General features: G+C 65.8%; 18 protein-coding genes. 7 read left to right on the top strand and 11 right to left on the bottom strand.

Features of this window, described 5'->3' with window-relative positions; all coding sequences use genetic code 11:
* Positions 1–68: 68 nt before the first annotated feature.
* The 5 genes from AC3DET_RS16285 to AC3DET_RS16265 are packed head-to-tail and all read right to left on the bottom strand — an operon-like array spanning position 69 to position 5,594.
* Complete coding sequence (locus AC3DET_RS16285; RefSeq protein WP_488392289.1) at positions 69–1,331, bottom strand: dicarboxylate/amino acid:cation symporter; 1,263 nt, start codon at positions 1,329–1,331, stop codon at positions 69–71.
* Positions 1,328–2,122 carry a L,D-transpeptidase family protein gene (locus AC3DET_RS16280; protein WP_488392288.1) on the bottom strand — a complete coding sequence of 265 codons (795 nt, stop codon included), beginning with the start codon at positions 2,120–2,122 and terminating at the stop codon, positions 1,328–1,330. The genes AC3DET_RS16285 and AC3DET_RS16280 overlap by 4 nt, the downstream gene beginning before the upstream one ends.
* Complete coding sequence (locus AC3DET_RS16275; protein ID WP_337732490.1) at positions 2,122–2,979, bottom strand: MurR/RpiR family transcriptional regulator; 858 nt, start codon at positions 2,977–2,979, stop codon at positions 2,122–2,124. Before AC3DET_RS16275 ends, AC3DET_RS16280 begins: the two co-directional genes overlap by 1 nt.
* A gap of 54 nt (positions 2,980–3,033) precedes the next feature.
* Complete coding sequence (locus AC3DET_RS16270) at positions 3,034–4,131, bottom strand: dipeptide epimerase (protein WP_337732489.1); 1,098 nt, start codon at positions 4,129–4,131, stop codon at positions 3,034–3,036.
* Positions 4,128–5,594 carry a C40 family peptidase gene (locus AC3DET_RS16265; protein ID WP_488392287.1) on the bottom strand — a complete coding sequence of 489 codons (1,467 nt, stop codon included), beginning with the start codon at positions 5,592–5,594 and terminating at the stop codon, positions 4,128–4,130. The genes AC3DET_RS16270 and AC3DET_RS16265 overlap by 4 nt, the downstream gene beginning before the upstream one ends.
* Before the next feature lie 262 nt (positions 5,595–5,856).
* Between AC3DET_RS16265 and AC3DET_RS16260 the strand changes: the two genes are divergently transcribed.
* The 7 genes from AC3DET_RS16260 to AC3DET_RS16230 all read left to right on the top strand — a co-directional run bounded on the left by AC3DET_RS16260 (position 5,857) and on the right by AC3DET_RS16230 (position 18,112).
* Positions 5,857–7,278 (top strand): transglutaminase-like domain-containing protein, encoded by a 1,422-nt coding sequence (locus tag AC3DET_RS16260; RefSeq protein WP_488392500.1) that lies wholly within the window; start codon positions 5,857–5,859, stop codon positions 7,276–7,278.
* A gap of 46 nt (positions 7,279–7,324) precedes the next feature.
* Positions 7,325–10,312, top strand: a complete 2,988-nt coding sequence (locus AC3DET_RS16255; protein WP_488392286.1) for a TonB-dependent receptor — start codon at positions 7,325–7,327, stop codon at positions 10,310–10,312.
* Between the two features lie 137 nt (positions 10,313–10,449).
* Entirely contained in the window at positions 10,450–11,226 is a 777-nt protein-coding gene (locus AC3DET_RS16250; RefSeq protein ID WP_488392285.1) for an N-acetylmuramoyl-L-alanine amidase, read from the top strand.
* A 371-nt stretch (positions 11,227–11,597) separates the two neighbouring features.
* A complete protein-coding gene (locus tag AC3DET_RS16245) occupies positions 11,598–14,483 on the top strand; it encodes a TonB-dependent receptor domain-containing protein (RefSeq protein ID WP_337732485.1) in 2,886 nt (961 codons plus the stop codon).
* 113 nt (positions 14,484–14,596) lie between these two features.
* Positions 14,597–16,141, top strand: coding sequence for a serine hydrolase (locus AC3DET_RS16240; protein WP_488392284.1), 1,545 nt, complete (start codon positions 14,597–14,599; stop codon positions 16,139–16,141).
* Between the two features lie 10 nt (positions 16,142–16,151).
* The gene (locus tag AC3DET_RS16235) at positions 16,152–16,850 is read left to right on the top strand and encodes a M15 family metallopeptidase (RefSeq protein ID WP_488392283.1); all 699 of its coding nucleotides are present in this window, start codon (positions 16,152–16,154) and stop codon (positions 16,848–16,850) included.
* A complete protein-coding gene (locus AC3DET_RS16230) occupies positions 16,847–18,112 on the top strand; it encodes an NAD(P)/FAD-dependent oxidoreductase (RefSeq protein ID WP_192199712.1) in 1,266 nt (421 codons plus the stop codon). Before AC3DET_RS16235 ends, AC3DET_RS16230 begins: the two co-directional genes overlap by 4 nt.
* Before the next feature lie 18 nt (positions 18,113–18,130).
* Here the strand turns inward: AC3DET_RS16230 and AC3DET_RS16225 are convergent, their stop codons facing one another.
* From AC3DET_RS16225 to AC3DET_RS16200, 6 genes are all read right to left on the bottom strand, one after another.
* Positions 18,131–19,030, bottom strand: coding sequence for a DUF4440 domain-containing protein (locus tag AC3DET_RS16225; protein WP_488392282.1), 900 nt, complete (start codon positions 19,028–19,030; stop codon positions 18,131–18,133).
* A complete protein-coding gene (locus tag AC3DET_RS16220; protein WP_446538919.1) occupies positions 19,017–19,166 on the bottom strand; it encodes a hypothetical protein in 150 nt (49 codons plus the stop codon). Before AC3DET_RS16220 ends, AC3DET_RS16225 begins: the two co-directional genes overlap by 14 nt.
* 74 nt (positions 19,167–19,240) lie before the next feature.
* Positions 19,241–20,110 (bottom strand): helix-turn-helix transcriptional regulator, encoded by an 870-nt coding sequence (locus AC3DET_RS16215; protein ID WP_488392281.1) that lies wholly within the window; start codon positions 20,108–20,110, stop codon positions 19,241–19,243.
* Between the two features lie 19 nt (positions 20,111–20,129).
* The gene (gene trmL, locus AC3DET_RS16210; protein WP_337732477.1) at positions 20,130–20,609 is read right to left on the bottom strand and encodes a tRNA (uridine(34)/cytosine(34)/5-carboxymethylaminomethyluridine(34)-2'-O)-methyltransferase TrmL; all 480 of its coding nucleotides are present in this window, start codon (positions 20,607–20,609) and stop codon (positions 20,130–20,132) included.
* Between the two features lie 113 nt (positions 20,610–20,722).
* Entirely contained in the window at positions 20,723–21,100 is a 378-nt protein-coding gene (locus tag AC3DET_RS16205; RefSeq protein ID WP_337732476.1) for a hypothetical protein, read from the bottom strand.
* A gap of 400 nt (positions 21,101–21,500) precedes the next feature.
* Complete coding sequence (locus AC3DET_RS16200) at positions 21,501–22,205, bottom strand: SDR family oxidoreductase (RefSeq protein WP_337732475.1); 705 nt, start codon at positions 22,203–22,205, stop codon at positions 21,501–21,503.
* Between the last annotated feature and the right edge of the window lie 117 nt (positions 22,206–22,322).

Here is a 22,322-nt window from a genome sequence, read left to right as displayed (position 1 = left end):
TCGAGGCATCCTGCCTCGTCATCCGTGGTGCCGATGGAGCATCTTGTGCCTGGATGCAGTTCGCCGCCTCAGTTGGCGACGTCATCCGCATCGCGCGCGTCGGGAGACTGGCGCGCGACGATGCTGGTCGCGGTGAGGTCACCGGTGACATTGCCGGTGGTCGCAAAGACGTCCGGAATGGTATCCACAGCAAGCAGCAGGCCCAGCGGCTCGATCGGCAGCCCCATCGATTGCGTCACCGGCATCACCGTTGCCATGAAGCTGACCTGCCCGGGCAGGCCGATCGAGCCGAGGCTGATCACCACCGCCAGCGCGGCGCCGGCTGCCAGCGTCACCGCATTCACGTCGATACCGTATGCCCACGCGACGAAGCATGCAGCGACGATGTACTGGATCGGGCTGGTGATCCGGAACAGCGTCACCGCCATCGGCAATACCAGCGCTGCCACCGCGCGCGGATGCCCCAAACGGAAGCGTGCGCTTTCCACCATCGCCGGCAGCGAAGCCAGGGATGACTGCGTGCTGGCGGCCACCACCTGGGCCGGCAGGATCGCCTTCGCGAATGCGAGCGGCGACTGGCGTGCGAAGGCCGCAACCAGGACGTAGCAGATCAGCGTGGCGCCGAGATACATGCCGCACTGCAGGCCTATGTACCCGGCCAGCGCGCCGATCACGCCGATGCCCGCCTGCGCGCACACGGCCAGCACCAGCGCGAAGACGCCTATCGGTGCCGCGAGCAGCATCCAGCGCACGATCACGATCATGGTGTCTGCGATGCCATGGCAGAACGCGATGATCTGCACGCGTCGATCTTCCTGCACGCGGGTCAACGCAAACCCGAAGAACAGCGCGAACACCACCACCGGCAGCATCGCGCCCTGTGCCGCCGCCATGATGGCGTTGCTGGGCACCACCGATCCTATCCAGTCCGCGAGCCCGGGTGTTGCCATCTCGCCAGCTGCGGGCAATGTGCCGCGCAAGGTGGCTGTGAGGCCGGCACTCGGCGGCACCAGTGACAGCACGAGCGGTGCGACGATCGCGGCATAGGCGGCGAACAGGGAAAGCAGGCTGATGAAGACCACCATCGCGCGTCGTGCGACGCGGCCGGAGGCCGCCGCATCGCTGGCGGTGGCGACGCCCAGGATCACCAGCGAGAGCACCAGCGGCACCACGGTCATCTGCAGGCCGCTGAGCCAGAGCTTGCCGATCGGCTGCGCGATCGCGACTGCGTTGCCCGCGCTGTCCGGCAGCCAGTGCGCCAGGGACAGGCCGGCAACGGCACCGGCGCCCAATCCGAGCAGTACGCGCGCCGTGGCGCCGGGCCACCTCATCGCGTCGCCTCCGGTAGCCGCCAGTCATGCGCCAGGCGCGCGTATTCCTCGCGCGGCAGCAACACGAACACCGGCCGTGCGTCCGGCCGCAGCCAGGCCAGCAAGCTGTCCATCGTCCCGGAGGCCATGGCGGTGCAGCCCGCCGTCGCTTCGCCGGGGGTGCGCCACAGGTGCGCGAAGATGCAGCTGCCGCCACGCGGTGTCGCGTTGGGGTTGTGGCCGATCACCAGGCCGTTGCGGTAGCGCGGGTCGCCGTTGTTGTGCAGGTCCAGCCGCATGGGTTCTGTCGATCCCTTCGCGGCCGCTTCGCCCTGCTCGCGGGTATCGATGATGCGGTTGTAGAGCGGTGAGTCCGGCACGTCGATGCAGTAGCTGGTCGCATGCATCGGACGATACGGCATGGCCGTGCCTGCCTTGGATTCGTAGCCGAATGCCTCGCCCAGAGTGAAGATACCGGCGGGCGCGCGTCCATCCCCTTCCTGCTTCACCGGCCCCTGCGGTTGCGCCGGGTGCAGCCCGTCGCCCCATGCCGAGCCATTGCGTCCCACCGTGATGGGCGCGGCGGAAGCCTCGGATTGCCAGCGCCCGTCCCTGAATTCGAACCGCTGCAGCGTGCCGCTGGTGGCTTCCCAGCCATCGGTGAGGACCAGCACCATCTGGCGTGCATCGCGCCAGGGTAGCGAAGTGGACGCCTGCGTGCCTGCGGCGGATGCGCTGCCGCCGTACGCGAGCATGAGGGCTGTGAAGGCGAGCGAGCGGAACGAGTGGCGCATGGACGGCAGTGCGGGCATCACGACTCCAGCAGATGATGGATGCGTTCGAGATTGATGGCGAGCTGCCGGTTCCGGTCCGGATTGGTCTGGCACAACAGCACGAAGACGAAATCCAGCAGCGACTGCAGCGAAGAACGGTACAGCAGTTGTTCCACGTGCGGCGCAGGGTCGTGCGCGGAAATCACCAGCGCGGCATCGGCATGCGCGCGCAAGGGATTGGCGGTATGCCGCGTGATCGAGATGACCTTGCCTTCGCAGGCCTGGAATTGCCGGCTGACCTGGGACAGCTCGGGCAACTTGCCGAATTCGGAGAACATCAGCAGCACGTCGCCGGGTCGCGTTGCCGACAGGTTGGCCATCATCAGGATCGGATCGGTATGGTGCACGGTCAGTACGCCGAGCAGTGACAGCCGCATCGCGAACTCGCGCGCGAACAGGCCGTCGTCACCCAGGCCGCAGACGAACACCTTGTCCGCCCGGTCGATCAGTTCGACGATCGGCTCGATGTGCGAGCGCGGGTTGAGGCTGCGGGTTTCTTCCTCGGCCGAGGCCTTGCTGCGCCGCAGCCCATCCTGCAGTCGCTGGTAGGCGTCGCCCGCCTCGTCACCTGCGGACGCCGGGGGTTGCGCCTGCCCGTTGCCGTTGCGCGCGACCGCCTCGCCGATGGTGTACTTCAGGTCGGGATAGCCCTTGAAGCCGAATTTCTGCGCGAACTTGACCACGCTCGACTGGCTGACGCCCAGCGCGCTGGCCAGCTGCTGCGAGGAGTAGTCGCGCAGCAGGTGCGCGTTGTCGAGGATGAAGTCGGCGATGCGGCGCTCGATGGCCGACATCTGGTCGCGTTCGGAGCGGATCTTCACCAGGGGCGTTGTCATGGCGTGAGTGTGATGGCGGTGGGCGGTGCTGACAACGGGCCTTCGCCACCGGGCTCAGCCCGGCAGCATCTCGAGGCCGCGGATCTCGCGGATGCCCAGGCCGGGCGCGTCGGTGATCGTGATCTCGGATTCGTTGAAGATCACCCCGCCCTCGACCGGGTTGAACTGGCCCAGCGACGGACCGTCAAGGTCCACCTTGGTGATCACGTTGGCCTTCGCGGCGGCCACGTGGACGGCGGCCGCCACGCTGATGCTGGTCTCGATCATGCAGCCGATCATGCATTCCACGCCATACAGCGATGCGATGTCGGCGATCCGGATGGCGTTGGAAATGCCGCCGGTTTTCATCAGCTTGATGTTGATGATGTCGGCGGCGCGCATCTTGATCAGGTCGATGACTTCGGTGGGCCCGAACACGCTCTCGTCGGCCATCACCGGGGTGTGCACGCGGTCTGTGACGTACTTCAGTCCCTCGAGATCGCGCGCCTTGACCGGCTGTTCCAGCAGTTCGAGCACTACGCCTGCATCTTCCAGGTGCTGCATGGCGAACACCGCCTGCTTGGCGGTCCAGCCCTGGTTGGCGTCCAACCGCAGCAGTGCGCGGCCTTCGACGGCGGAATAGATGGCCTTCACCCGTTCGATATCCAGGCCGATGTCCTTGCCCACCTTGATCTTCAACGACTCGAAGCCACGCTCCACCGCACTGATGGAATCGGCCACCATCTTGTCGATGTAGTCCACGCTGATGGTGATGTCGGTGGTGATGACCGGGTCGCCACCACCGAGCATCTTGTAGAGCGGCGCGTCGTACAACTGGGCCCAGAGGTCGTAGACCGCGATCTCCACCGCGGCCTTCGCGCTGGTGTTGCGCTCCAGTGACGTCTGGATGAGGTCGGTGATGCGGTTGAGGTGGGCGATTTCCTGCCCGATCAGCCGCGGCCGGATGAACTTGCCGATGGCTTCGATGATGGAGCCATGCGTATCGCCGGTGATCACGGCGGTGGCCGGTGCCTCGCCGTAGCCGATGTGCCCGGTATCGGTGTGCACGATCACCACGATGTCCTCGACCGTGTCGACGGTGCGCAGGGCGGTCTTGAACGGGGTCTTCAACGGCACGCGCAGCATGCCGAACTTGATGTCGGTGATCTTCATGGAGCCCCTTGGGCACGGATTCTCTGGATGGCGGTGATGCGGTCCACGGTGGGCTGCTCGCTGTTGAACATCAGCGGCTCCAGCGGGGTGACGGCCACCGAATTGAGCCGGGTGCGCACGGTCTTCCCGTCCGCGCCACGATAGGTGATGCCGGTGGTGTCGTGAATGGTGTAGGTGGTGCCATTGTCGTGGCCGATCACCATCATCACGTGGCCGGGGATATAGACAAGATCGCCTACCTGCAGCGTACGCAGCACGGCGAGGCGCTTCTCGTGGCTGTCGGAAGCCTCGAAGCCTACCCGCTCGAGAGCGGGACTGACGGCCTGCGCGCTGGTGTTGCGCGGCAGGGTGATGCCCATGCTGCGGTAGACCTCGGAGACGAAGCCGCTGCAGTCGCGGGTGTTGTAGCTGTGGCCCCAGCCGTAACGCTCGCCAAGGAATTTGAAGCTCTGTTGCAGCAGGTTGGCCTGCGTCAGCGGCAGGTAGTCCGGTGCCACGTCCGCCGTGCGCGGCAGCAGAGCGGGCAGCAGCGCCAGCGCGCCGTCGGCGCGCCGCACGGGCAGCTGGATGACATGCGAGGTGTAGGGGTGCTGCCCGTTCACCGGCGTGTCGGCCGGCCAATCGGCAAGCAGCGGGACGCGCACGCCCATGTCCAGTTGCAGTTCGGACAGGCCGGCCTCCTCCGGGTTGTGGACGGTGCGCGCTGTCGCGCCCGTCACCACCAGTGAAGGTGTGCCGCGTCCATAGCCGAACACCACCGCTCTATCGCCCTCGGCGACGTACTGCTTTTCGATCCATGCCGCGTAGAGCGGGCTGACCACGAAGTACCAGTCGCCGTCAGCGCTGGTATGCGCGATGACGACGGGGGTACCGGGAAACAGGGCGCTTTCCTGGAAGCGGTCGATATCGGTGTCGCCCTGGCTGCTGAACACACGCTCGCGGCTCGGGAACGTGCGCAGGTCGGCACGATGCACGACCAGGCCGTAACGTGCCGGCGCACGCTCCGCGACGGCATCCACGGCGGCATTGGCGGCGATCGCGGCCAACTGCGTCTTCGTCACCTCGCGACCCCCTGCGTCGTACAGGGTGCGGGTAGGCGGTGCCGAGAGCGGCAGCAGCCATGCCCGCACCTCGGCGCGGGCCAATTCCGCCGGCAGTGCTTCCAGTGCATGGACGTGACGGTCGGTCTGCTGCATGCGCTGGTTCTGCGCGGCCACGCCGGCACGATCGAGCAGTGCGCGCTGCGGGTGCGCCAGCTTGCCCGTCCAGTAGCCGGCTTGCAGGTGGTGGTCCTCCACGCCGATCACCGCATGCTGCGGTAGCGGCAATGACGCGCGTGCCAGCGCGGGCGGCGTGGCGCACAGCAGCGCCGTCAGGGCGAAGCAATGCAGCCACCGGCGATGGGGGGCGTGCCCCGGAGTGTCCCGTCCCACCGTGGGCCGGTAAGGCGTCGATGCGTTCATCCGCTCCCCTTGGTCAGGCCTGGTCCGCCGGGCATACATGACGCCATGCCGGGGGTAGGTTCTGCAAGAATATTTATTTCTTCCGAGATAAAAATCAAGAATAAATTATTGACCCATGCATTAATGCCGTGTTACACAGCCGTGACCAGTCGACGTGGGGATGTACGACGTGGATGCCAGCAAGCGCCAGCACACGGTTGCAGCACGCGGCAGGCGCCCCCGGCGCCGGCTGGCGGCGTGGCTGTGCCTGTGCGGGTGGCCGATGGTACTCCTCGCTCCCCCGGCTGCATGGGCGGGAGACCCGCTGGTGGAGATCGTCGCCGACGTGGACCAGGGGCGCTTCCGTGACGCCGACGCTGCCATCACCCGAGCGCTGGCGGCGAACCCCACCGACGACGCCGGGCGCCAGGCGCTGCTGTTCCAGCGCGAACGCATGCGCCGGATCCGCCTGGACTTCACGCTCGACGCAGACGCCGTCCGTCGTCGGATCCGTGCGCAGGTACCGGACCTGCGCGAGGACGAGTTCCAGCGCTGGGATCGTGCCGGCCTGATCGAGCGGCTGGATATCGATGGCGAGCCGCGCTATTTCAGCCGCTCCGTCTCGAACCTGTTCCGGCTCAGCCCGGAGGCAGCCGCGCGCCGGGCGCCACCGGTCAAGCCGTTCACCGAGGGCCCGTTCGAATCCCTGCATCCCCACCACCATGAAGTGGTGCGTGCGGCTGCGGCCTCGCGATCGAGCAGCGTGGCGCCGCGCCGCATCCGCGTAACCCAGTCGCTGACGGTGAAGCCGGGTGCGGTGCCGGCGGGAGAGAGGGTGCGGGCGTGGATCCCTTACCCGAGAGCGATCCCCGGCCAGCAGGAAGGCATTCGCCTGCTGGGCAGTCTGCCGGCGGGTGCGCAGGTCGCGCCGGAGTCCGCGCTGCAGCGGACGGCCTATCTTGAGCAGCCCGCCTTGGCCGATGCGCCGACGACGTTCTCGGTGACCTACGAGATGACCGTCCATGCGCGCCATTTCCCCATTGACCCCGACAAAGTGGTGCCTGCGGACATCACGCCGGCCTTGGCGCCGTTCGTGACCGAACGCGCGCCGCATGTGGTCTTCAGCGAGGACCTGCGCCGCTTCAGCGCCAGCGTCGTTGGCGACGAGACCCATCCCTATCGCATCGCGCAGAAGCTGTTTGCCGCCGTGGATCGCATTCCGTGGGCAGGTGCGCGCGAGTACTCGACCATCAGCAACATCAGCGACTACGCGTTCCGCGCCGGGCATGCCGATTGCGGGCAGCAGACCCTGTTGCTGATCACCCTGCTGCGCATGAACGGTATTCCCGCGCGCTGGCAGTCGGGCTGGGTGTACTCGGACGATGCAGTCGGCTACGACAACATGCACGACTGGGGCTGGGTGTACTTGGCGCCCTACGGCTGGGTGCCGATGGACGTGACCACCGGCCAGCTGCAGTCGGACGATCCCGCGCTGCGCTGGTTCTACCTGGGTGGGCTGGACGCCTACCGCATCGCGTTCAACGACGACTATTCGCGCGAGTTCGTTCCCGCCAAGCAGCACGTGCGTTCGGAGACGGTGGACCTCCAGCGCGGCGAAGCGGAGTGGCAGGGCGGGAACCTCTACTTCGATCAATGGGATTACCGGTTCGAATGGACCGTGTTGCCGCAGGACCGGCACGACTGACCACGACAGACTGTTCAACCAACATCTTTAGCAGGAGAGAGCGGGGATGAAAGGCAAGGTACTGAAAAAGGCGGCGCTGGGCATCGCGCTGGGGGCATGCATCGCGACCATGGCGCCGTTGGCGATGGCGCAGAGCGCGACCGGCGCTGTCGCGGGACGGGCCAGTGCGGGCGACCAGATCACGATCACCAATACCGCGACGGGTGCCAGCCGCACCGTCACGGTGGAAGGCAATGGCAGTTACCGCCTGACCCAGTTGCCGATTGGCGATTACCAGTTGCAGGTCAAGCGCGACGGCGCCAACGTCGGCGACGCCGTCGGTGTGAATGTATCGCTCGGCGGCACGACCACGGTCAACCTGGGCGCCGATGGCGGCGTGGTCAATCTCAACGCGGTGCAGGTAGTCGGCTCGCGTGTGGTCAACCGCGTGGACGTGCGATCGACGGAATCGGCGACGAACATCAACAGGCAGGAGCTGTCGAGGTTGCCTGTCGACCAGAGCCTCAGTTCCGTCGCGTTGCTGGCGCCTGGCGTGATCAACTCGGGCGCCACGTTCGGAGGTCTTTCGTTCGGGGGGTCGTCCGTCGCGGAAAACGCCGTCTACATCAACGGCCTCAACGTCACCGATCCGTACCGTCGCCAGGGCTTCTCTTCAGTACCGTTCGGCTTCTACGAGGAATTCCAGGTCAAGACGGGTGGCTACTCCGCGGAGTTTGGCCGCAGCACGGGTGGCGTCATCAATGCCGTGACCCGTTCGGGCAGCAACGAGTTCCGCGCTGGCGCGGAGGTGACCCTGGAACCGTCTGCCTGGGAAGCATCGAAGGAAGATCATTTCCATCGCGACGGCACCCTCGATGAGCGCAATCGTACGAGTCGGGATTCCAGTTCGTTCTACAAGGCGAATGTCTGGGCATCCGGCGCCATCGTGCAGGACAAGCTGTTCTTCTTCGCCATGTACGAGAAGCGGGACAGCCAGCCGCAGGACTATGACAACAATGCGGCCTTCATCACTCAGGGCGACAACGACTTCTGGGGTGCCAAGCTGGACTGGCGCATCAACGATAACCATTCGCTCGAGTTGCTGGCCTTCTCCGACAAAAGCGAATCGACGACCGACATTTACCAGTACACGTGGAACACAGGCACGAAGGATAGGCTGAAGGGCGACAGCGTTTCGGGTTCCGGCGGCGACAACTGGTCGCTCACCTACACCGGCCATTTAAGCGACAGCTTCACGGCCAAGGCGATGTACGGCGTGAACGAACGCAGCGCGTCCAATAGCAGCAATCAGGATCCGGACTGCAGCATCGTGACGCGATCGGGAAGCTACACCACCCGGTTCGGCCCGGAAACGGTGTTTGAAGGTTGCCACCCCACGGACACCGGCATCAGTGACCGCGAGGACAAGCGCGAGGCAGCGCGTCTCGATTTCGAATGGACGCTCGGCGATCACTTGCTGCGCTTCGGCGTGGACCAGGAAGTGATGGATTCCAACAGCGCGGTGCGCTACCCGAATGATGGCGTCAGCTATCAGGTGCAGTCCGCCAACGCCGGCGGCGCGCTCAATGGCACGGTTATTCCCGCGGGCACCACCGCGATCGTCGATGCGCGCCGTTACATCACCGGCACCCCCGTCACGACGGAGGCGCAGGCGTTCTATATCGAAGACAACTGGAGCGTAACGCCCAACCTGTTGTTGAACCTCGGCTTGCGCGCCGACAAGTTCCACAACAAGTACGCATCGGGGGTGACGTTCGCGAAGGCGGACTTCTCCGACATGATTGCCCCGCGCGTCGGCTTCAGCTGGGACATGAAGGGCGATGGTTCGACCAAGTTCTTCGGCAATGCGGGCCGATACTACCTGCCCCTGACCAACAAGCTCGCGGACTACTTCGCCGGCAGCACCGACGAGCACACCTACTATGTGCTCGATGGCTGGACCCAGATGGAGCATCCGGTTGCCGGAACCTATCTGTTGCCCATCCTCGGCCAGCAGATCGGTCCGGTGAACACATCCAACAACGTGCCCGCGCCCGAAGACTTCCGGACCGCCGTCGCGAAAGACCTGAAGATGGTGTTCCAGGACGAGTTCATCCTCGGGTTCCAGCAGGCGATCAACCAAGCCTGGTCGTACGGTGTCAATGCCACGTATCGCCGGATGACCCGGGCGGTGGAAGACGCGCGCATCAACCATGTCGAAGGCTGCCCCTGGTACTCGGGCGACTGGCCGATCATCAATCCCGGCGAAACCACCACCTTATGGTGCCCCACCACCAGCGACTGGGTGACGTTCGATTCCTCCCAGGACGGTTACATCGCGTCCGGCAGCGGCGAGATCATGGGCTACAAGAAGCCCAAGCGCACCTACAAGGCCGTCGAGTTCCAGTTGGACCGCGCGTGGGACGACAAGTGGGCATTCAACGCCAGCTATCTCTGGTCCAAGTCCGAAGGCAACATGGAAGGCCCGGTGAACTCGGACACCGGCTATGCCGATACCAATCTGGTGCAGTACTACGATCATCCGGCCGTCAACGAACGCTATGGCGTGCTGTTCAACGATTCCCGGCATCAGATCAAGTTGCGGGGCAGCTACAAGCTCAGCGAGCAGTGGTCATTCGGCAGCACGTTCTCCGCCCGTTCGGGTGGTCCCATCACGGCTTACGGCGTGGTCTGGCCGAACGACAATCGCGCCGCCGGCGGTCCAGGCGAATTCAGTGGTGGCGGGTCCGGGTGGCTCTGCGTGGCCAATTGCTCCAATTGGGCGACACGTGAGCTGGTGTACTCAGAACGCGGTGCATTCGGCCGCATGCCTTGGGTCTACGACCTGGGCGCCAACGTGACCTGGACGTTGCCTGTCGAGGGCATCGACCTCAAGGCGCGCCTCTCCGTGTACAACCTGCTCAATCGGCAGACGGTCGTCAACGTTCACTCCCGCTATGAAAGCACGCCCGGTACAGCGATGCCGCACTTCGGCCAAGGGACGGTGTGGCAGTCCCCGCGTTATGCCCAACTCGTCGTGACCTGGAACTTCTGATCGCGCAGCGCATGCGATCGAAGCGGTGTTTCTCCGGTGGCCTGCCGTTCGCGGCAGGCCTTTCTTTTTCCGCCGTCTGCGCCAGTCGGCATCGTCCGTGCTATTCCTTGGCACGGCTGCCCAACGAGGGTTTCATCATGACCACGTCCGTCCCGTTCGCTTGCCGCGCTGCGCTGATTGCTGCGCTGGCCTTGTTCCTCGGCGGCTGCGCCCATTCCGGCCCGCGCAACCCGCTCGCCAGCTGGGTACCCTCGAAGAACTTCGATGAGCGGCGCCCGGTCGTCATCGTGCTGCACTACACCGAACAGGACTCGGTCGAGCAGTCGCTGGACACGCTGCGCACCCGCAACAGCGGCGGTCGCGTCAGTGCCCACTATCTGGTCGGCAAGGACGGCAAGGTCTACCAGTTGGTGAAGGATTCACAGCGCGCGTGGCATGCGGGCGCCGGCCGCTGGGGCGGCATCACCGACGTCAACAATGCCTCGATCGGCATCGAGATCGACAATGATGGCAAGACGGCGTATCCCGATGCCCAGATCGAGAGCCTGATCGTACTGCTGCGCGACCTGTCCGAACGCCTGCGTATTCCCCCTGCCCAGGTGATCGGCCATTCCGATCTCGCACCGTCGCGCAAGATCGATCCGGGCCCGCTGTTCCCGTGGAAGCGCCTGCACGATGCCGGTTTCGGCATCTGGCCCGCCGAAGGAGCAGGCGACCCCCCCGCGGGATTCGATCCCTGGCTCGCCCTGCAGGCGGTCGGCTACTCCGTCGAGGATCGTGGCTCCACCGTGCGCGCGTTCCATCACCGCTTCCGTGGCATGGAAGGAACCGAACTGGATGCGGAGGACCTCCGCATCCTGCATGCGCTGACCCGCGTGGCGCCAGCACAGGACGCGGGCACTCCGTCGCCTTGATCAGGAATATTCAAGTCAGTTTTTTCGTGCAACAAGAATAAATTATTGACTCACTCCGGGTGGCGTGCTACACGGATGTACAAGGGTTTTTGTGATGGATGGCGGCATCGTCCATCCATGGGTGCCGGCGGGGTGCCGGCGCACGTCATAGCAATCAAAACAACGTACTAACGTACTGCGGTGCGCATCCGGGACGGGTGCGCCGGAAGGCGCCAGTGGGGATTCGTGCGCTCCGGGGAGATGGCAGGCAACGCGTCCGTCGCGGAAGCCATGCGAGGACCATCGAGCTCTCCTGGAACAACGCGTCGGCGCATCGCAGCGACAGTGTAGTGGCCGCGTATTGCAGCGTTCTTTCATCCAGGAGATTCCGCATGCCCGTTCGATCCCATCCGCTCAAGCCGAGCCATCTCGCCGCCGCCATCGTGCTGGGACTCGCCATCCCCGCAGTCGGCCTCGCGCAGGATGCAGCGCCTGCCCAGGAAGGCGGTGCGCGCACGCTGGATACCGTCACCGTCACCGGTTCGCGCATCAAGCGCACCGACGTGGAAGCCGCACTGCCCGTCACCATCATCCAGAAGGCGGAGATCGAGGCGCAGGGCATCACCTCGGCGGAGCAACTGCTGCAGTTCCTCAACATCGCCAGCAACGGTTCCGACAGTCTTGCTTCCAACGCGGGCATCGCTCCGGCGGATCTGCGCGGGAACAATGGCGTGTCCGGTGCCAACCTGCGCGGCCAGGGCGCGGATGCCACGCTGGTGCTGCTCAATGGCCGCCGCGTCGCCACCCACGGCCTGCGTGGCCAGGCGGTGGACCTGAATTCGATTCCGTTCGCGGCGATCGACCGGGTCGAGGTGCTGCGCGACGGCGCGTCCGCCGTCTACGGCACCGATGCGATCGGCGGCGTCATCAACTTCATCACCCGCAGCGACTATCAGGGCATCACGGTCAATGCCGGGTTCGACATGACCCAGGAAGGTGGCGGCAACATCTTCACCTACAGCGTCCTGGGAGGCATGGGCGACATCGACAACGATGGCTGGAACGTCTGGGGCACGATGAACTATCGCGAGAACGAGATCCTGCTGGGCAGTGATCGCGATTTCTCCAACACCTTCCAGCTCAACCGCGGCCTGTCGCCCGACACGCGCGGCACGCCGTTCGCCACCGTGTCCAACCTTGCGGGCGGCATGATCACGGGCACCCTGGCCGATCCGGCCGGCGGCGGCGGACAGGCCCTGATCAACATCCTCAACCTGCCGGGCGCAGCGGGCTGCGAAGCCGGCGGCGACATGATGGGGCCCTATGCCTACCAGCTGTGGGGCGTGGCGAACTCCAGGTACGCCTGTGCGTGGGACTACCCGGCCGCGCAGGTGATGCAACAGCCACAGGAGAGCCTCCAGGCCCTGGGCCGTGCCACGTTCAAGATCAGTGACAACCACCGCTTCTACGCCGAAGCGATGGCCTCGCGCTCGGAGTCCAACCGCCAGTTCGAAGCGCAGCAGATCACCTCCAGCACCTCGACCGCGGCCTCGGCGCTCGGGCCGAGCACGTGGTATCCGCTGAACGCGAATACCACGGCGACCTATAACATGATCTACAACGCGCTGGTCGGCTATTTCGGTCCCGCCAACCTCGTCTACGGCCGTCCGATCCCTTACCGGTGGCGCTGCGAGATCTGCGGACCGCGCCAGATCGAGACCACCACCAAGGCATACCGTTTCCTGGTGGGCTTCGACGGCACCCTGGGCAGCTGGGACTACGATATCGGCCTGTCGCGCGCCTCCAGCGAGGCCGAGTCGGTGCTGGGCACGGGCTATTACTTCACCCCGGCGTTCAAGGCGGTGCTGGGCAGTGGCCTGCTCAATCCCTTCCTGATGCCCGGCCAGCAGCACGATCCGGCGGGTGTTGCAGCGTTGCAGGCCGCATCGGCGGCGGGCGTCCGCCTGTACGGCGGCGAGTCCACGGTCACGACGCTGGATGCGGCGTTCTCGGGTGGACTGGGTTTCAACCTCTGGGGTGGTGAGGTGATGGCGGCGGTCGGCGTGGACTTGCGTCGCGAGGAGTTCGAGTTCGGCTCGACTTCGGACGGCATTGTTCTGGACAACAGCTACATCTTCGGTGCGCCGTTCGATGCGACCAACAACCTGCCCAAGGTGCAGCGCGATGTGAAGGCGGTCTATGCGGAAGCCTTCCTGCCGGTACTGGATAGCCTGGAAGTGAGCGTGGCCGTGCGCCGCGACGATTACGACGGCTTCGGCAGCACGGTCAACCCGAAGTTCTCGTTCAAATGGCAGCCGATCGATTCGCTGGCATTCCGTGGCGCCATCAGCGAAGGCTTCAAGGTGCCCGAGTTCACCAAGCTGTTCAGCGGTGTCACCGAAAGCCCGTACACCGGCTTCGACCTGGCCGACCCGGCAACCTGTCCCGGCGGCGCGGCGAATCCCGCAGTGCCGGGCTGCGAAGCCATCCAGCCCGCCATCTTCACGGGCGGCAAGGCCGACCTGCAGCCGGAAACGTCCGACCAGAAGAGCTTCGGCGTGGTGTTCGCGCCCAATGATCGCTTCAATATCAGCCTGGACTGGTGGGAGATCGAGCGCACCAACACCATCCGCACGCCCAACCAGGCGACCCTGATCGCCAACTACGATCTCTTCGTCGACAACTGGATCCGCGACGCCAGCGGCGAGGTGGTGGCGATCGACCGCCGCTTCATCAACTCGGGCGGCACGCTGATCAGCGGCGTGGAGGTGGACGCCAACCTGACCGGTGAACTGGCCGGCGGCACGTGGCGCGTCAACCTCAACGGCAGCTACATCGACAGTTTCCAGGAGAAGGCGCTGGAGAACTCGCCCTATGGCGACAACCTGGTGGGCAAGTACGTCCGCTACTACAGCCTGCCGTTGAAGTGGAAGCATACGCTGGGCGTCAGTTGGGCAAAGGGCGATTGGTCGCACACGCTGACCCAGATCTACCGCGACGGTTACAAGGATGAATTGCCGGTCAGCGTGAGGAACGGCAGCTACATTCCGGAAGACTGGAACCCGGACGTGGACGACTACATCACGTACAACTACAGCGTGGGCTGGACGGGTCTGGACAATGCCAAGTTCACCTTCGTCGTGCGCAACCTGCTCAACGAAGATCCTCCGTTCACCGCGCACCAGAACGACTTCGCTTCCGGCGCCGCGTGGGAGCCGCGTGTCGCCGATCCGCGCGGTCGTTCGTTCGCATTGATGGTCGAGTACAAGTTCGACTGACCTGATCCGCCATCGGACCGTCTGAAGGTTCGGGCCGTCGCCGGCTTTCCGGTGGCGGCCCGCCTGCATGCGGGATGCCTCGCCTGCGATTCCGCGGAGTCCTGAGTTACGCCATGAAACATCTCCTCGTCTGTCTTGCCCTGGTCGCGCCGCTCGCGCATGCCGCGCCCGGCAACGAAACCTTCGATGCGGCAGTGGAGCAGACCTTCGAGCACTACCAGCTGCCCGGTCTTGCGGTCGGTGTCATCGAAGACGGCAAGATCGTCTACACGCGCACGCTGGGTGAGGTACGCGCTGGCGGCGGCGGGAAGATCGACAACGACACGCTGTTCAAGATCGCCTCCAACAGCAAGGCGATGACCGCAGGCGTGCTGGCGCGCCTGGTCGACGCGGGCAAGTTGAAATGGGACGACCCGGTCACCAAGTACCTGCCGCAGTTCCGCATGCACGATCCGTGGGTCACGCAGCAGATGCAGGTGCGCGACCTGTTGATCCACAACAGCGGCCTGGGCCTGGGTGCGGGCGACCTGATGCTGTGGCCGGAGCCCAACCGGTTCACCCGTGCGGACATCATCGCAGGGCTGGCGCACCTGAAGCCGACGCACAGCTTCCGCGCCAACTACGCCTACGACAACCTGCTCTACGTCGTCGCAGGCGAGGTCGCAGCGGCGGCAGGCGGCGCCTCTTACGAAGAACTGGTGAAGCGCGAACTGTTCCAGCCGCTCGGCATGCACCGGTGCCAGGTGGGCGAGTGGAACCGTGCGCAGGTCGGCAACGTGGCGCAACCGCACATGCGCACCGCGCAGGGCAATCGCGTGATCCGCGAAGACGCCGAGGTAGTGCCGGATCTCACCTCGATGGCGGCCGGCGGCATCCGCTGCAGCCTCGACGACATGCTGGTGTGGATGGACATGTGGCTGTCGCCGGAGCGTACCCCGGCGTGGTTGTCGCCCGCCCAGCGCAAGGCCGTATGGACCGCGCACATGCCGATGCCGGTGAGCGCGCGCATGCGTGCCTGGGACAACAGCCATTTCTCCGCTTACGGCTACGGTTGGCGCCTGTCCGACGTCGATGGAGTCTGGAAGGTCGCGCATACCGGAACCCTCGCAGGCATGTACTCCTCGGTGATCCTGCTGCCGGACCAGCGCACCGGCATCGTCATCCTGATCAATGGCGAAGGCGAGGCCGCGCGGACGGTGCTGGGACAGGTGCTTACCAAGCACTTCACCGCGCCAGGGACATCGCCCACCGTCGCGCACTATGCGGCGCTGCTGGACAAGGAGCGCACCGGTGAGCGGGCCACCAGGCCCAAGCCCGACACGGGGCATCGCACGCGTGCGACGGCACGCGCGATGGCGCCGTGGATGGGACATTACCGCGATCCCTGGTTCGGTGAGGTGACCCTGTGTGCGACAGGCGATCGCGTGCGCTTTTCCGCGGCGCGCTCACCCATGCTCACGGGTACCGTGATGCGGGTGGACGAGCGCTGGCTGGTGGATTGGGATGATGACAGCGTGGATGCCGAGCCTTGGCTTCACTTCGCCCCAGCCCAGGCCGGCAGCGATGCCGGGCTTAAACTGTCGCACGTCGACCCCGAAGCAGACTTCAGCTACGACTATGCCGATCTCGATTTCCACCGCACGCAGGCCTGCCGCTGACGTGCGAGGCATGGCGCTGCTCCTGTTGAGTGCGCTTCCGTTGCTCGGCGCCTGCGCTTCCGCGCCGGGCGTGCAGGTGTCTCCGGCACAGGAAGCGGCGCAGGCGGACCTGGTCGATGCGGTGACGGTCGTGCCCGGTCTGCAGCAGGAAATCCGCTATGCGGGCAGGGACAATTTCGTGGGCGCGCCGGTCGCCGGTTACGACGCGCCCAAGTGCCTGCTGCTGGAACCGGTCGCACGGGCGCTCGCCCGCGTGCAGCAGGACGTGCAGCGCGAAGGCCTGTCGCTGAAGGTGTTCGACTGCTATCGCCCGGTACGCGCGGTGAAGCACTTCGTCGCCTGGGCACGCGACCCTGCCGATCAGCGCACCAAGGCGGCGTACTACCCGAACCTGGACAAGGCGCGCCTGCTCGATGGCTACATTGCCGAGTCCTCGGGGCACAGCCGGGGCGCGACGCTGGATCTGACGCTCGTGCGCTGCAACGGTGGCGCGTGTACGGAACTGGACATGGGTACGCCGTTCGATTTCTTCGATCCGCGCGCCAATACCGCGCATCCGCAACTGGGCGACGAGCAGCGACGCAACCGCGACCAATTGCTGCAGGCCATGGCGCGGCATGGGTTCCATAATTATCCGATGGAATGGTGGCACTACACCTTCCGCCCCGAACCCTCCCCCAAGACCGCCTACGACGTTCCGATCCGATGAGTGCTTCCCTTTCCTCCCCTGCACCGCGCACCACCGATGTCGCGGTGATCGGCAGCGGCATTGTCGGCCTGTCGACGGCCCACCACCTCCTCGATCGCGGGCTGTCGTGCACGCTGATCGATGCGAAGGGACCCGCTGGCGAAACGTCGTTCGGCAACGCCGGCTCCATTTCCGTCGGCAACGTGATGCCGCAGTCCACGCCCGGCATCGTCATGAAGGCGCTGCGGATGCTCGCCAATCCGTTGGCGCCATTGAAGCTCGATTGGGGCGTCAGCCCGAGTTACGCGCGCTGGCTGCTGCAGTTCCTCGACCAGGGCAGGATGGAGCACGTGCTGCCGATCATCGATGCGTTGAGTGCGATCAATACCGCCTCGCGCTCGGCGTGGCTCGAACTGGGCGAGCGGATCCGCGCACAGGACCTCATCGCGCACACCGGCTACCTGCACGTCTACAGCGAGGAGGCCAGCTTCGCGAAGGGCGAATGGGAACGTGGCCTGATGCGTGACCGCGGCGTGGCGTTCGACGTGCTGGACGCCGACCAGCTGCGCGAGCTCGAACCCGGCATCGGCACAGGCTTCCAGCGGGCGGTCTTCCAGCGCGAATCGCTGGCGATGCGCGACCCCGGGGATTTCTGCCGGCGCCTCTTCAATCACCTGAGCGCGCGCGGCGCGACACCGCTGATCGCCAGCGTCTCGGCGATCCTTCGGCAAGACGGCGGCTATCGCCTCGACACCGATCATGGCGCGGTGCATGCCGGCCGCGTGGTGGTGGCCGCTGGCGCCTGGAGCAACACTCTGCTGCGTCCGTTCGGGGTGAAGATCCCGGTGATTCCCGCACGCGGCTACCACCTGATGTATCCGCAGAAGGATGTCATCGTGCGTCGGCCCACGCTGTGGGCGGAGCGCTACATGGTGGTGTCGCCCATGCAGTCCGGCATCCGCATGACCAGCATCAAGGAGCTGACGGCGCTGGGCCGCGACCCGCATTACCACCTGATCCGCCGGCTCGACCCCGAAGCGCGGAAGCTGTTCCCCGGCATAACGACCGAACCGGTATCGGAATGGGCGGGCAATCGGCCATGCACGCCGGATTCGCTGCCGATCATCGATCGGGTGCCGGGCGAGGACATCTTCGTCGCCACCGGGCATGGCCATCTCGGCTTGACGCAGGGCCCGGTAACAGGACGGCTGCTCGACCAGATGATGGCGGGCGAAGCGACCGACATTCCGCTGACGCCCTACGGGCTGGCGCGGTTCGCGTAGCGTTCTGCGAGGACAGGGTCACGCGGGTGGAGTGTGCACGGTGATGTGCGCCGCCACGCACCACCAGCGCCCGGCGCGCTTGATCCAGATGTCGGTATAGCGGTTGATGCCCCGGCGGCCGTCTTTCAGCGTGTAGGCGTTCTCGGCATGGATCAAGGCGAGCTCCCCGATGCGGTTGATCCGCACCTTGTCCAGCGGAAACGTGGCGATGCTTTCAGCGAACACCGGCCTGGCGAAGTCGACCAGGGCAGCGGCACGGTCCTGCAGCGAGCCGTCGCCGGAGACGACCCGATAGTCCGGCGCCAGATGCGCGTCGTACCAGCCCGCGTCGGCGTCGCGGAAAGCCTGCACGTACTGTTCGTTCAAGGCTGCCAGCACGGTGGCATCGTCGCCGACGGGATCGGAGCCACGCCACTGCGATGGCGCGGAGGAGGGCGCCTGCATCGATGCGGGGGCAGCAACGGCGTTCGCGATGCGCGTGCGCTGTCCATGCACCCATGTCCAGCGCCCTTCCCGCCACGCATAGACATCGGTGTAACGCACCCGCCGTGCATCGCCTGTGTGCGGATGGCCCAGGAGGGTGCCGTGCACCACTGCGGCCGTGCCGAACAGGCGCACCTGCACATCGTCGTAGGCGACGTCCGCCAAGGGCGATGCGGTGGGCAGCGATGCGAGAAATGCGGTCCGGTCCAGCCATTGACCGTCGCTGTCGATCACCAACAGGTCCGGCGCGGCAAGTGCATGCAGGAACGCCGGGTCCGGCACGCGATGGGCCGCGACATGGCGATGATGGATCGCGCGCAGCTGCATTTCCGCCCCCGGAGGAAGGAGGGTCTTCGCCAGGACAGGCCAGGTGCCTGCCGTCAGCATGACGGCAAGCACCAGCAGGGCAGCCTTGTGCACGTCAGGCAGCCGCATCGGCGTCGGCGCCGGCCTCGCGCAGCTTGGCAGCGCATTCCTCGCAACACACCTCAACGGTGCGGCCGCCAAGGGTGACTTCAATGGCGCCGCCGTCCAGCGGGTAGTCGCAGGCAGCGCAGGTCTGTTCGGTCATGACACGTTCCTTGGGCAGCCCGGATCGGGCAGGCGCAGGAGACCATGCGGGCAGCGTTGGCGCTGTCGGAATCTTTAGCCGGTTGCGGCAGGTCGGCGGGTGAGCGCGCGGAAGGCGCTGGGCGTGCGGCCGTAGGTCTGCCGGAACGCGGCGGCGAAGTGGCTGTGGCTGGAGAAACCGAGGTTCTGCGCGAGCGTGGACAGGTCGTCGTCGCCTTTCAGCAGATCCAGTGCGCGCGCCAGCCGCAGGTGCAACTGGTAGCGGTACAGCGGCATCTCTTCGACCTGCCGGAACGCCTGGGTCAGGTAGACGGGAGAGCCGCCGGTGTCGGCCGCGATGTCTGCCAAGGTCCAGCGCCGACCGGGATCGCTGGCGAGCAGCACCTTGACGCGATCGACCAACCGCTGCCGTGCCCGGGTGGCGCCGGGGACGTGCGCGGTGCGGGGACCCAGGCTGCGCGAGGCGAGGGTGAGCGCCAGGCCTTCCGCTTCCAGCGGCTCTATCCCGCCCTGCCGCAGTGCATGCTGCAGCAGGGCGACCAGCGCCTGCGCGCGCGCGTCGATGCGCAACGCCTGATGGCGGAACACGGCGCGTCCGCCGTTACGGATCTGCGATACCGGCGAGAGTTCGCGCAGCAGTGGTTCGGCCAGCTGCAGCACTAGGTTGGCGTCACCGCCGGCGACGGGATGGCTGACCTGGTAGTCCTCGTCGGCGTTGAACAACAGGACATGGTTGGCGTCGGCGACAGTCTGGGCGCTGCCGACATGGCGCAGGTAGACACCGCGGTACGGAAACACCAGGTGGGTCGCGTTCGTACATTCCTCGCCGCTGCGATGCCGGCACTCGCCGCGGCAGCAGACCTCGCGCACCGATACCGTGGCCGTATCCAGCAATCGGGTGACCTCGAAGGGTGGCGATGGCGGCGGCGTGGCAGGGCGGGTCATGGCGACAGTCTGCGCGCGATCACGCGCCTCCGCCGAACCCCGCCTGCCGCCACGCTTCGAACACCACCACGGCCACCGTATTGGACAGGTTGAGGCTGCGGTTTTGCGGGCGCATCGGCAGGCGCAGGCGCTGCTGTTCGGGCAGGCCCTCCAGTACCTCCTGCGGCAGGCCGCGGGTCTCGGGGCCGAACAGGAATGCATCGCCGGGCTGATAGGCGGGCTGGTCGTAACGGAGGGCGCCGCGGGTGCTCAGTGCGAACAGGCGCGTGGGTCGCACGTGCTGCAGGGCCGCTTCGAGCGACGCGTGGACCTGCAGCGTGGCGTATTCGTGGTAGTCCAGGCCGGCGCGCTTGAGCTGCTTGTCTTCCAATGCGAACCCGAGCGGTTCGATCAGGTGCAGCCGCGCGCCGGTGTTCGCGCAGAGGCGGATGACGTTGCCGGTATTCGGGGGAATTTCCGGCTGGTACAGCAGGACATCGATGTCCAGGGTGTCGGTCATGGCGCGCATTCTACGCGGCGCTGCATGGCCTCACGGGCATGTGGTGCGGTGGAACTCCGGCGGCTGCCGGCTTGCGTGGAAACGCAGGTGGAGCGTGGTGTGTTGCCTGCGTATTAGCGCGAAGCCAGCTGGCCGGCCAGCACGCCCGCCTGCACCGCGATCTGCTGCATGTCCTCGGCGGACGGACGCACGGTGACCACCGGCATGTCGACCACGCGCACTGCCTGCTGGGCAACGAAGTAGGCCAGGTCTTCGGCGCTGGGCTTCACGGTGACCGTGGCCAGGTCGACGATCTTGGTGTCCTTGTAGGTCAGGTAGTGGGCCAGGTCGGCCGCATCGGGCTTCACCGTGACCGTGGGCAGGTTGACGATGTGGGTGGCTTCGGCGGTGTTGCGGTTGTTGTCGGCGTGGGTGGCGGAAACGACCATGGATCCGGCGCACAGGGCGAACACGGCGGCGGCGGTCAGCGGGAGGAGGTTCTTGGTGTTCATTGTCATGCCTCTGTAGTGATGTTGTTGTGTGGTGTGGTAGTAAGGTAGTACACCTAGACAGACAGATCAAGCAAAACCGTTCGTTTCGGTGAGTTGATTCAGGTTTCAGTCAGGTTGACGTCGGACAGCGGAAGGCTTGTTATGGATAGAGCAGAAACCGTGCCAATCGCAAGTTGTTGATCCAATAGGGCTTTAGGCTTCTGTTCTGCGTGTCCGGTGTCCGAGTGCATGTCCGCCCGGGTGTCCGTCCTGCATGCAACAGGACGCGCCTGGGTGTGCGTTGTGACTGCGAACACGCCGCTTCGGCCCGATCCCGGTCAATGCGGTGTGTTCTGGTTTGGATGCCGTTCAACCAGGAACCGTTGCGGTCCACTGGCGCCGGCGCAGCCGGCATTCAGCTTTACCAGGGCAGCGGAGCGCCCTGCCAGTCGAGGAAGCGGCCGCTGTCTTCTGCGCCTAGATGGTCTATCACATGAAGCAGCCCTGTGGCGGACTCCTGCACGGACAGCGCTGCGTTGTCGCCCCCCATGTCGGTGCGGACCCAGCCCGGATGCAGGGCGACGACCGTGATGCCGCGTGCGGCCAGGGCCTGCGACAACAGCGAGGTGGCCATGTTCTGCGCGGCCTTGCCGATGGCATAGCTCGGGGTGCGGAATTCCTGCCTAAGGCCGATCGATCCGACCTCGGACGAAATATTGGCCACCACGCCGCCCTCGGCCAGGCGTGCGGCCAGCGTCTGCACCAGCAGGAACGGGCCGGCGGCGTTGGTATGGAAGCTGGCGTCGAGATCGGCAGCGGTCACGTGGCCGAAACGCTCGCCGCCGCGCAGCACGCCGGCATTGTTCACCAGCAGGTGCAGGGGTTCTTCATCGGTAACCAGCGACACCTCGTGGAGCAGCTGGTTGCGGCTGCGGGCGTCGGCAACGTCGAGCGGCAGCACATGCAGGCGGCCGGGGTACTCGCCCGCCAGGCTGTTGAGCGCAGTGGCCTTGCCGGGCTGCCGGCAGGTCGCGATGACGTGGCAATGGCGGGCCAGCAGCTGCCGGACAAGTTCCAGGCCCAGGCCCCGGTTGGCCCCGGTCACCAGGCAGTGCTTGCGGTCCATGGCACCTCCGCACAACAGGATTGGCGGGCCGCAGCGGGGCGGCGGATGAGCCATTCGTCATGGCTTGTGGCCTAGTGTAATGACCGCGGGCGGCGGTTAGCATCGGGGGTTCTCCAG

Source organism: Pseudoxanthomonas sp. 97-1-1 (assembly GCF_057773125.1).
This window is presented reverse-complemented; position numbering and strand designations above follow the sequence as displayed.

What these genes read in the sequence shown, in the direction of transcription:
- AC3DET_RS16285 (WP_488392289.1), bottom strand. Translation starts at nt 1,331, where the DNA reads ATGAGGTGGCCCGGCGCCACGGCGCGCGTACTGCTCGGATTGGGCGCC.
- trmL (WP_337732477.1), bottom strand. Translation starts at nt 20,609, where the DNA reads ATGACCGACACCCTGGACATCGATGTCCTGCTGTACCAGCCGGAAATT.
- AC3DET_RS16245 (WP_337732485.1), top strand. Translation starts at nt 11,598, where the DNA reads ATGCCCGTTCGATCCCATCCGCTCAAGCCGAGCCATCTCGCCGCCGCC.
- AC3DET_RS16255 (WP_488392286.1), top strand. Translation starts at nt 7,325, where the DNA reads ATGAAAGGCAAGGTACTGAAAAAGGCGGCGCTGGGCATCGCGCTGGGG.
- AC3DET_RS16265 (WP_488392287.1), bottom strand. Translation starts at nt 5,594, where the DNA reads ATGAACGCATCGACGCCTTACCGGCCCACGGTGGGACGGGACACTCCG.
- AC3DET_RS16220 (WP_446538919.1), bottom strand. Translation starts at nt 19,166, where the DNA reads ATGACCGAACAGACCTGCGCTGCCTGCGACTACCCGCTGGACGGCGGC.
- AC3DET_RS16230 (WP_192199712.1), top strand. Translation starts at nt 16,847, where the DNA reads ATGAGTGCTTCCCTTTCCTCCCCTGCACCGCGCACCACCGATGTCGCG.
- AC3DET_RS16240 (WP_488392284.1), top strand. Translation starts at nt 14,597, where the DNA reads ATGAAACATCTCCTCGTCTGTCTTGCCCTGGTCGCGCCGCTCGCGCAT.
- AC3DET_RS16235 (WP_488392283.1), top strand. Translation starts at nt 16,152, where the DNA reads ATGGCGCTGCTCCTGTTGAGTGCGCTTCCGTTGCTCGGCGCCTGCGCT.
- AC3DET_RS16205 (WP_337732476.1), bottom strand. Translation starts at nt 21,100, where the DNA reads ATGAACACCAAGAACCTCCTCCCGCTGACCGCCGCCGCCGTGTTCGCC.
- AC3DET_RS16270 (WP_337732489.1), bottom strand. Translation starts at nt 4,131, where the DNA reads ATGAAGATCACCGACATCAAGTTCGGCATGCTGCGCGTGCCGTTGAAG.
- AC3DET_RS16275 (WP_337732490.1), bottom strand. Translation starts at nt 2,979, where the DNA reads ATGACAACGCCCCTGGTGAAGATCCGCTCCGAACGCGACCAGATGTCG.
- AC3DET_RS16250 (WP_488392285.1), top strand. Translation starts at nt 10,450, where the DNA reads ATGACCACGTCCGTCCCGTTCGCTTGCCGCGCTGCGCTGATTGCTGCG.
- AC3DET_RS16280 (WP_488392288.1), bottom strand. Translation starts at nt 2,122, where the DNA reads ATGCCCGCACTGCCGTCCATGCGCCACTCGTTCCGCTCGCTCGCCTTC.
- AC3DET_RS16260 (WP_488392500.1), top strand. Translation starts at nt 5,857, where the DNA reads ATGGTACTCCTCGCTCCCCCGGCTGCATGGGCGGGAGACCCGCTGGTG.
- AC3DET_RS16215 (WP_488392281.1), bottom strand. Translation starts at nt 20,110, where the DNA reads ATGACCCGCCCTGCCACGCCGCCGCCATCGCCACCCTTCGAGGTCACC.
- AC3DET_RS16200 (WP_337732475.1), bottom strand. Translation starts at nt 22,205, where the DNA reads ATGGACCGCAAGCACTGCCTGGTGACCGGGGCCAACCGGGGCCTGGGC.
- AC3DET_RS16225 (WP_488392282.1), bottom strand. Translation starts at nt 19,030, where the DNA reads ATGCGGCTGCCTGACGTGCACAAGGCTGCCCTGCTGGTGCTTGCCGTC.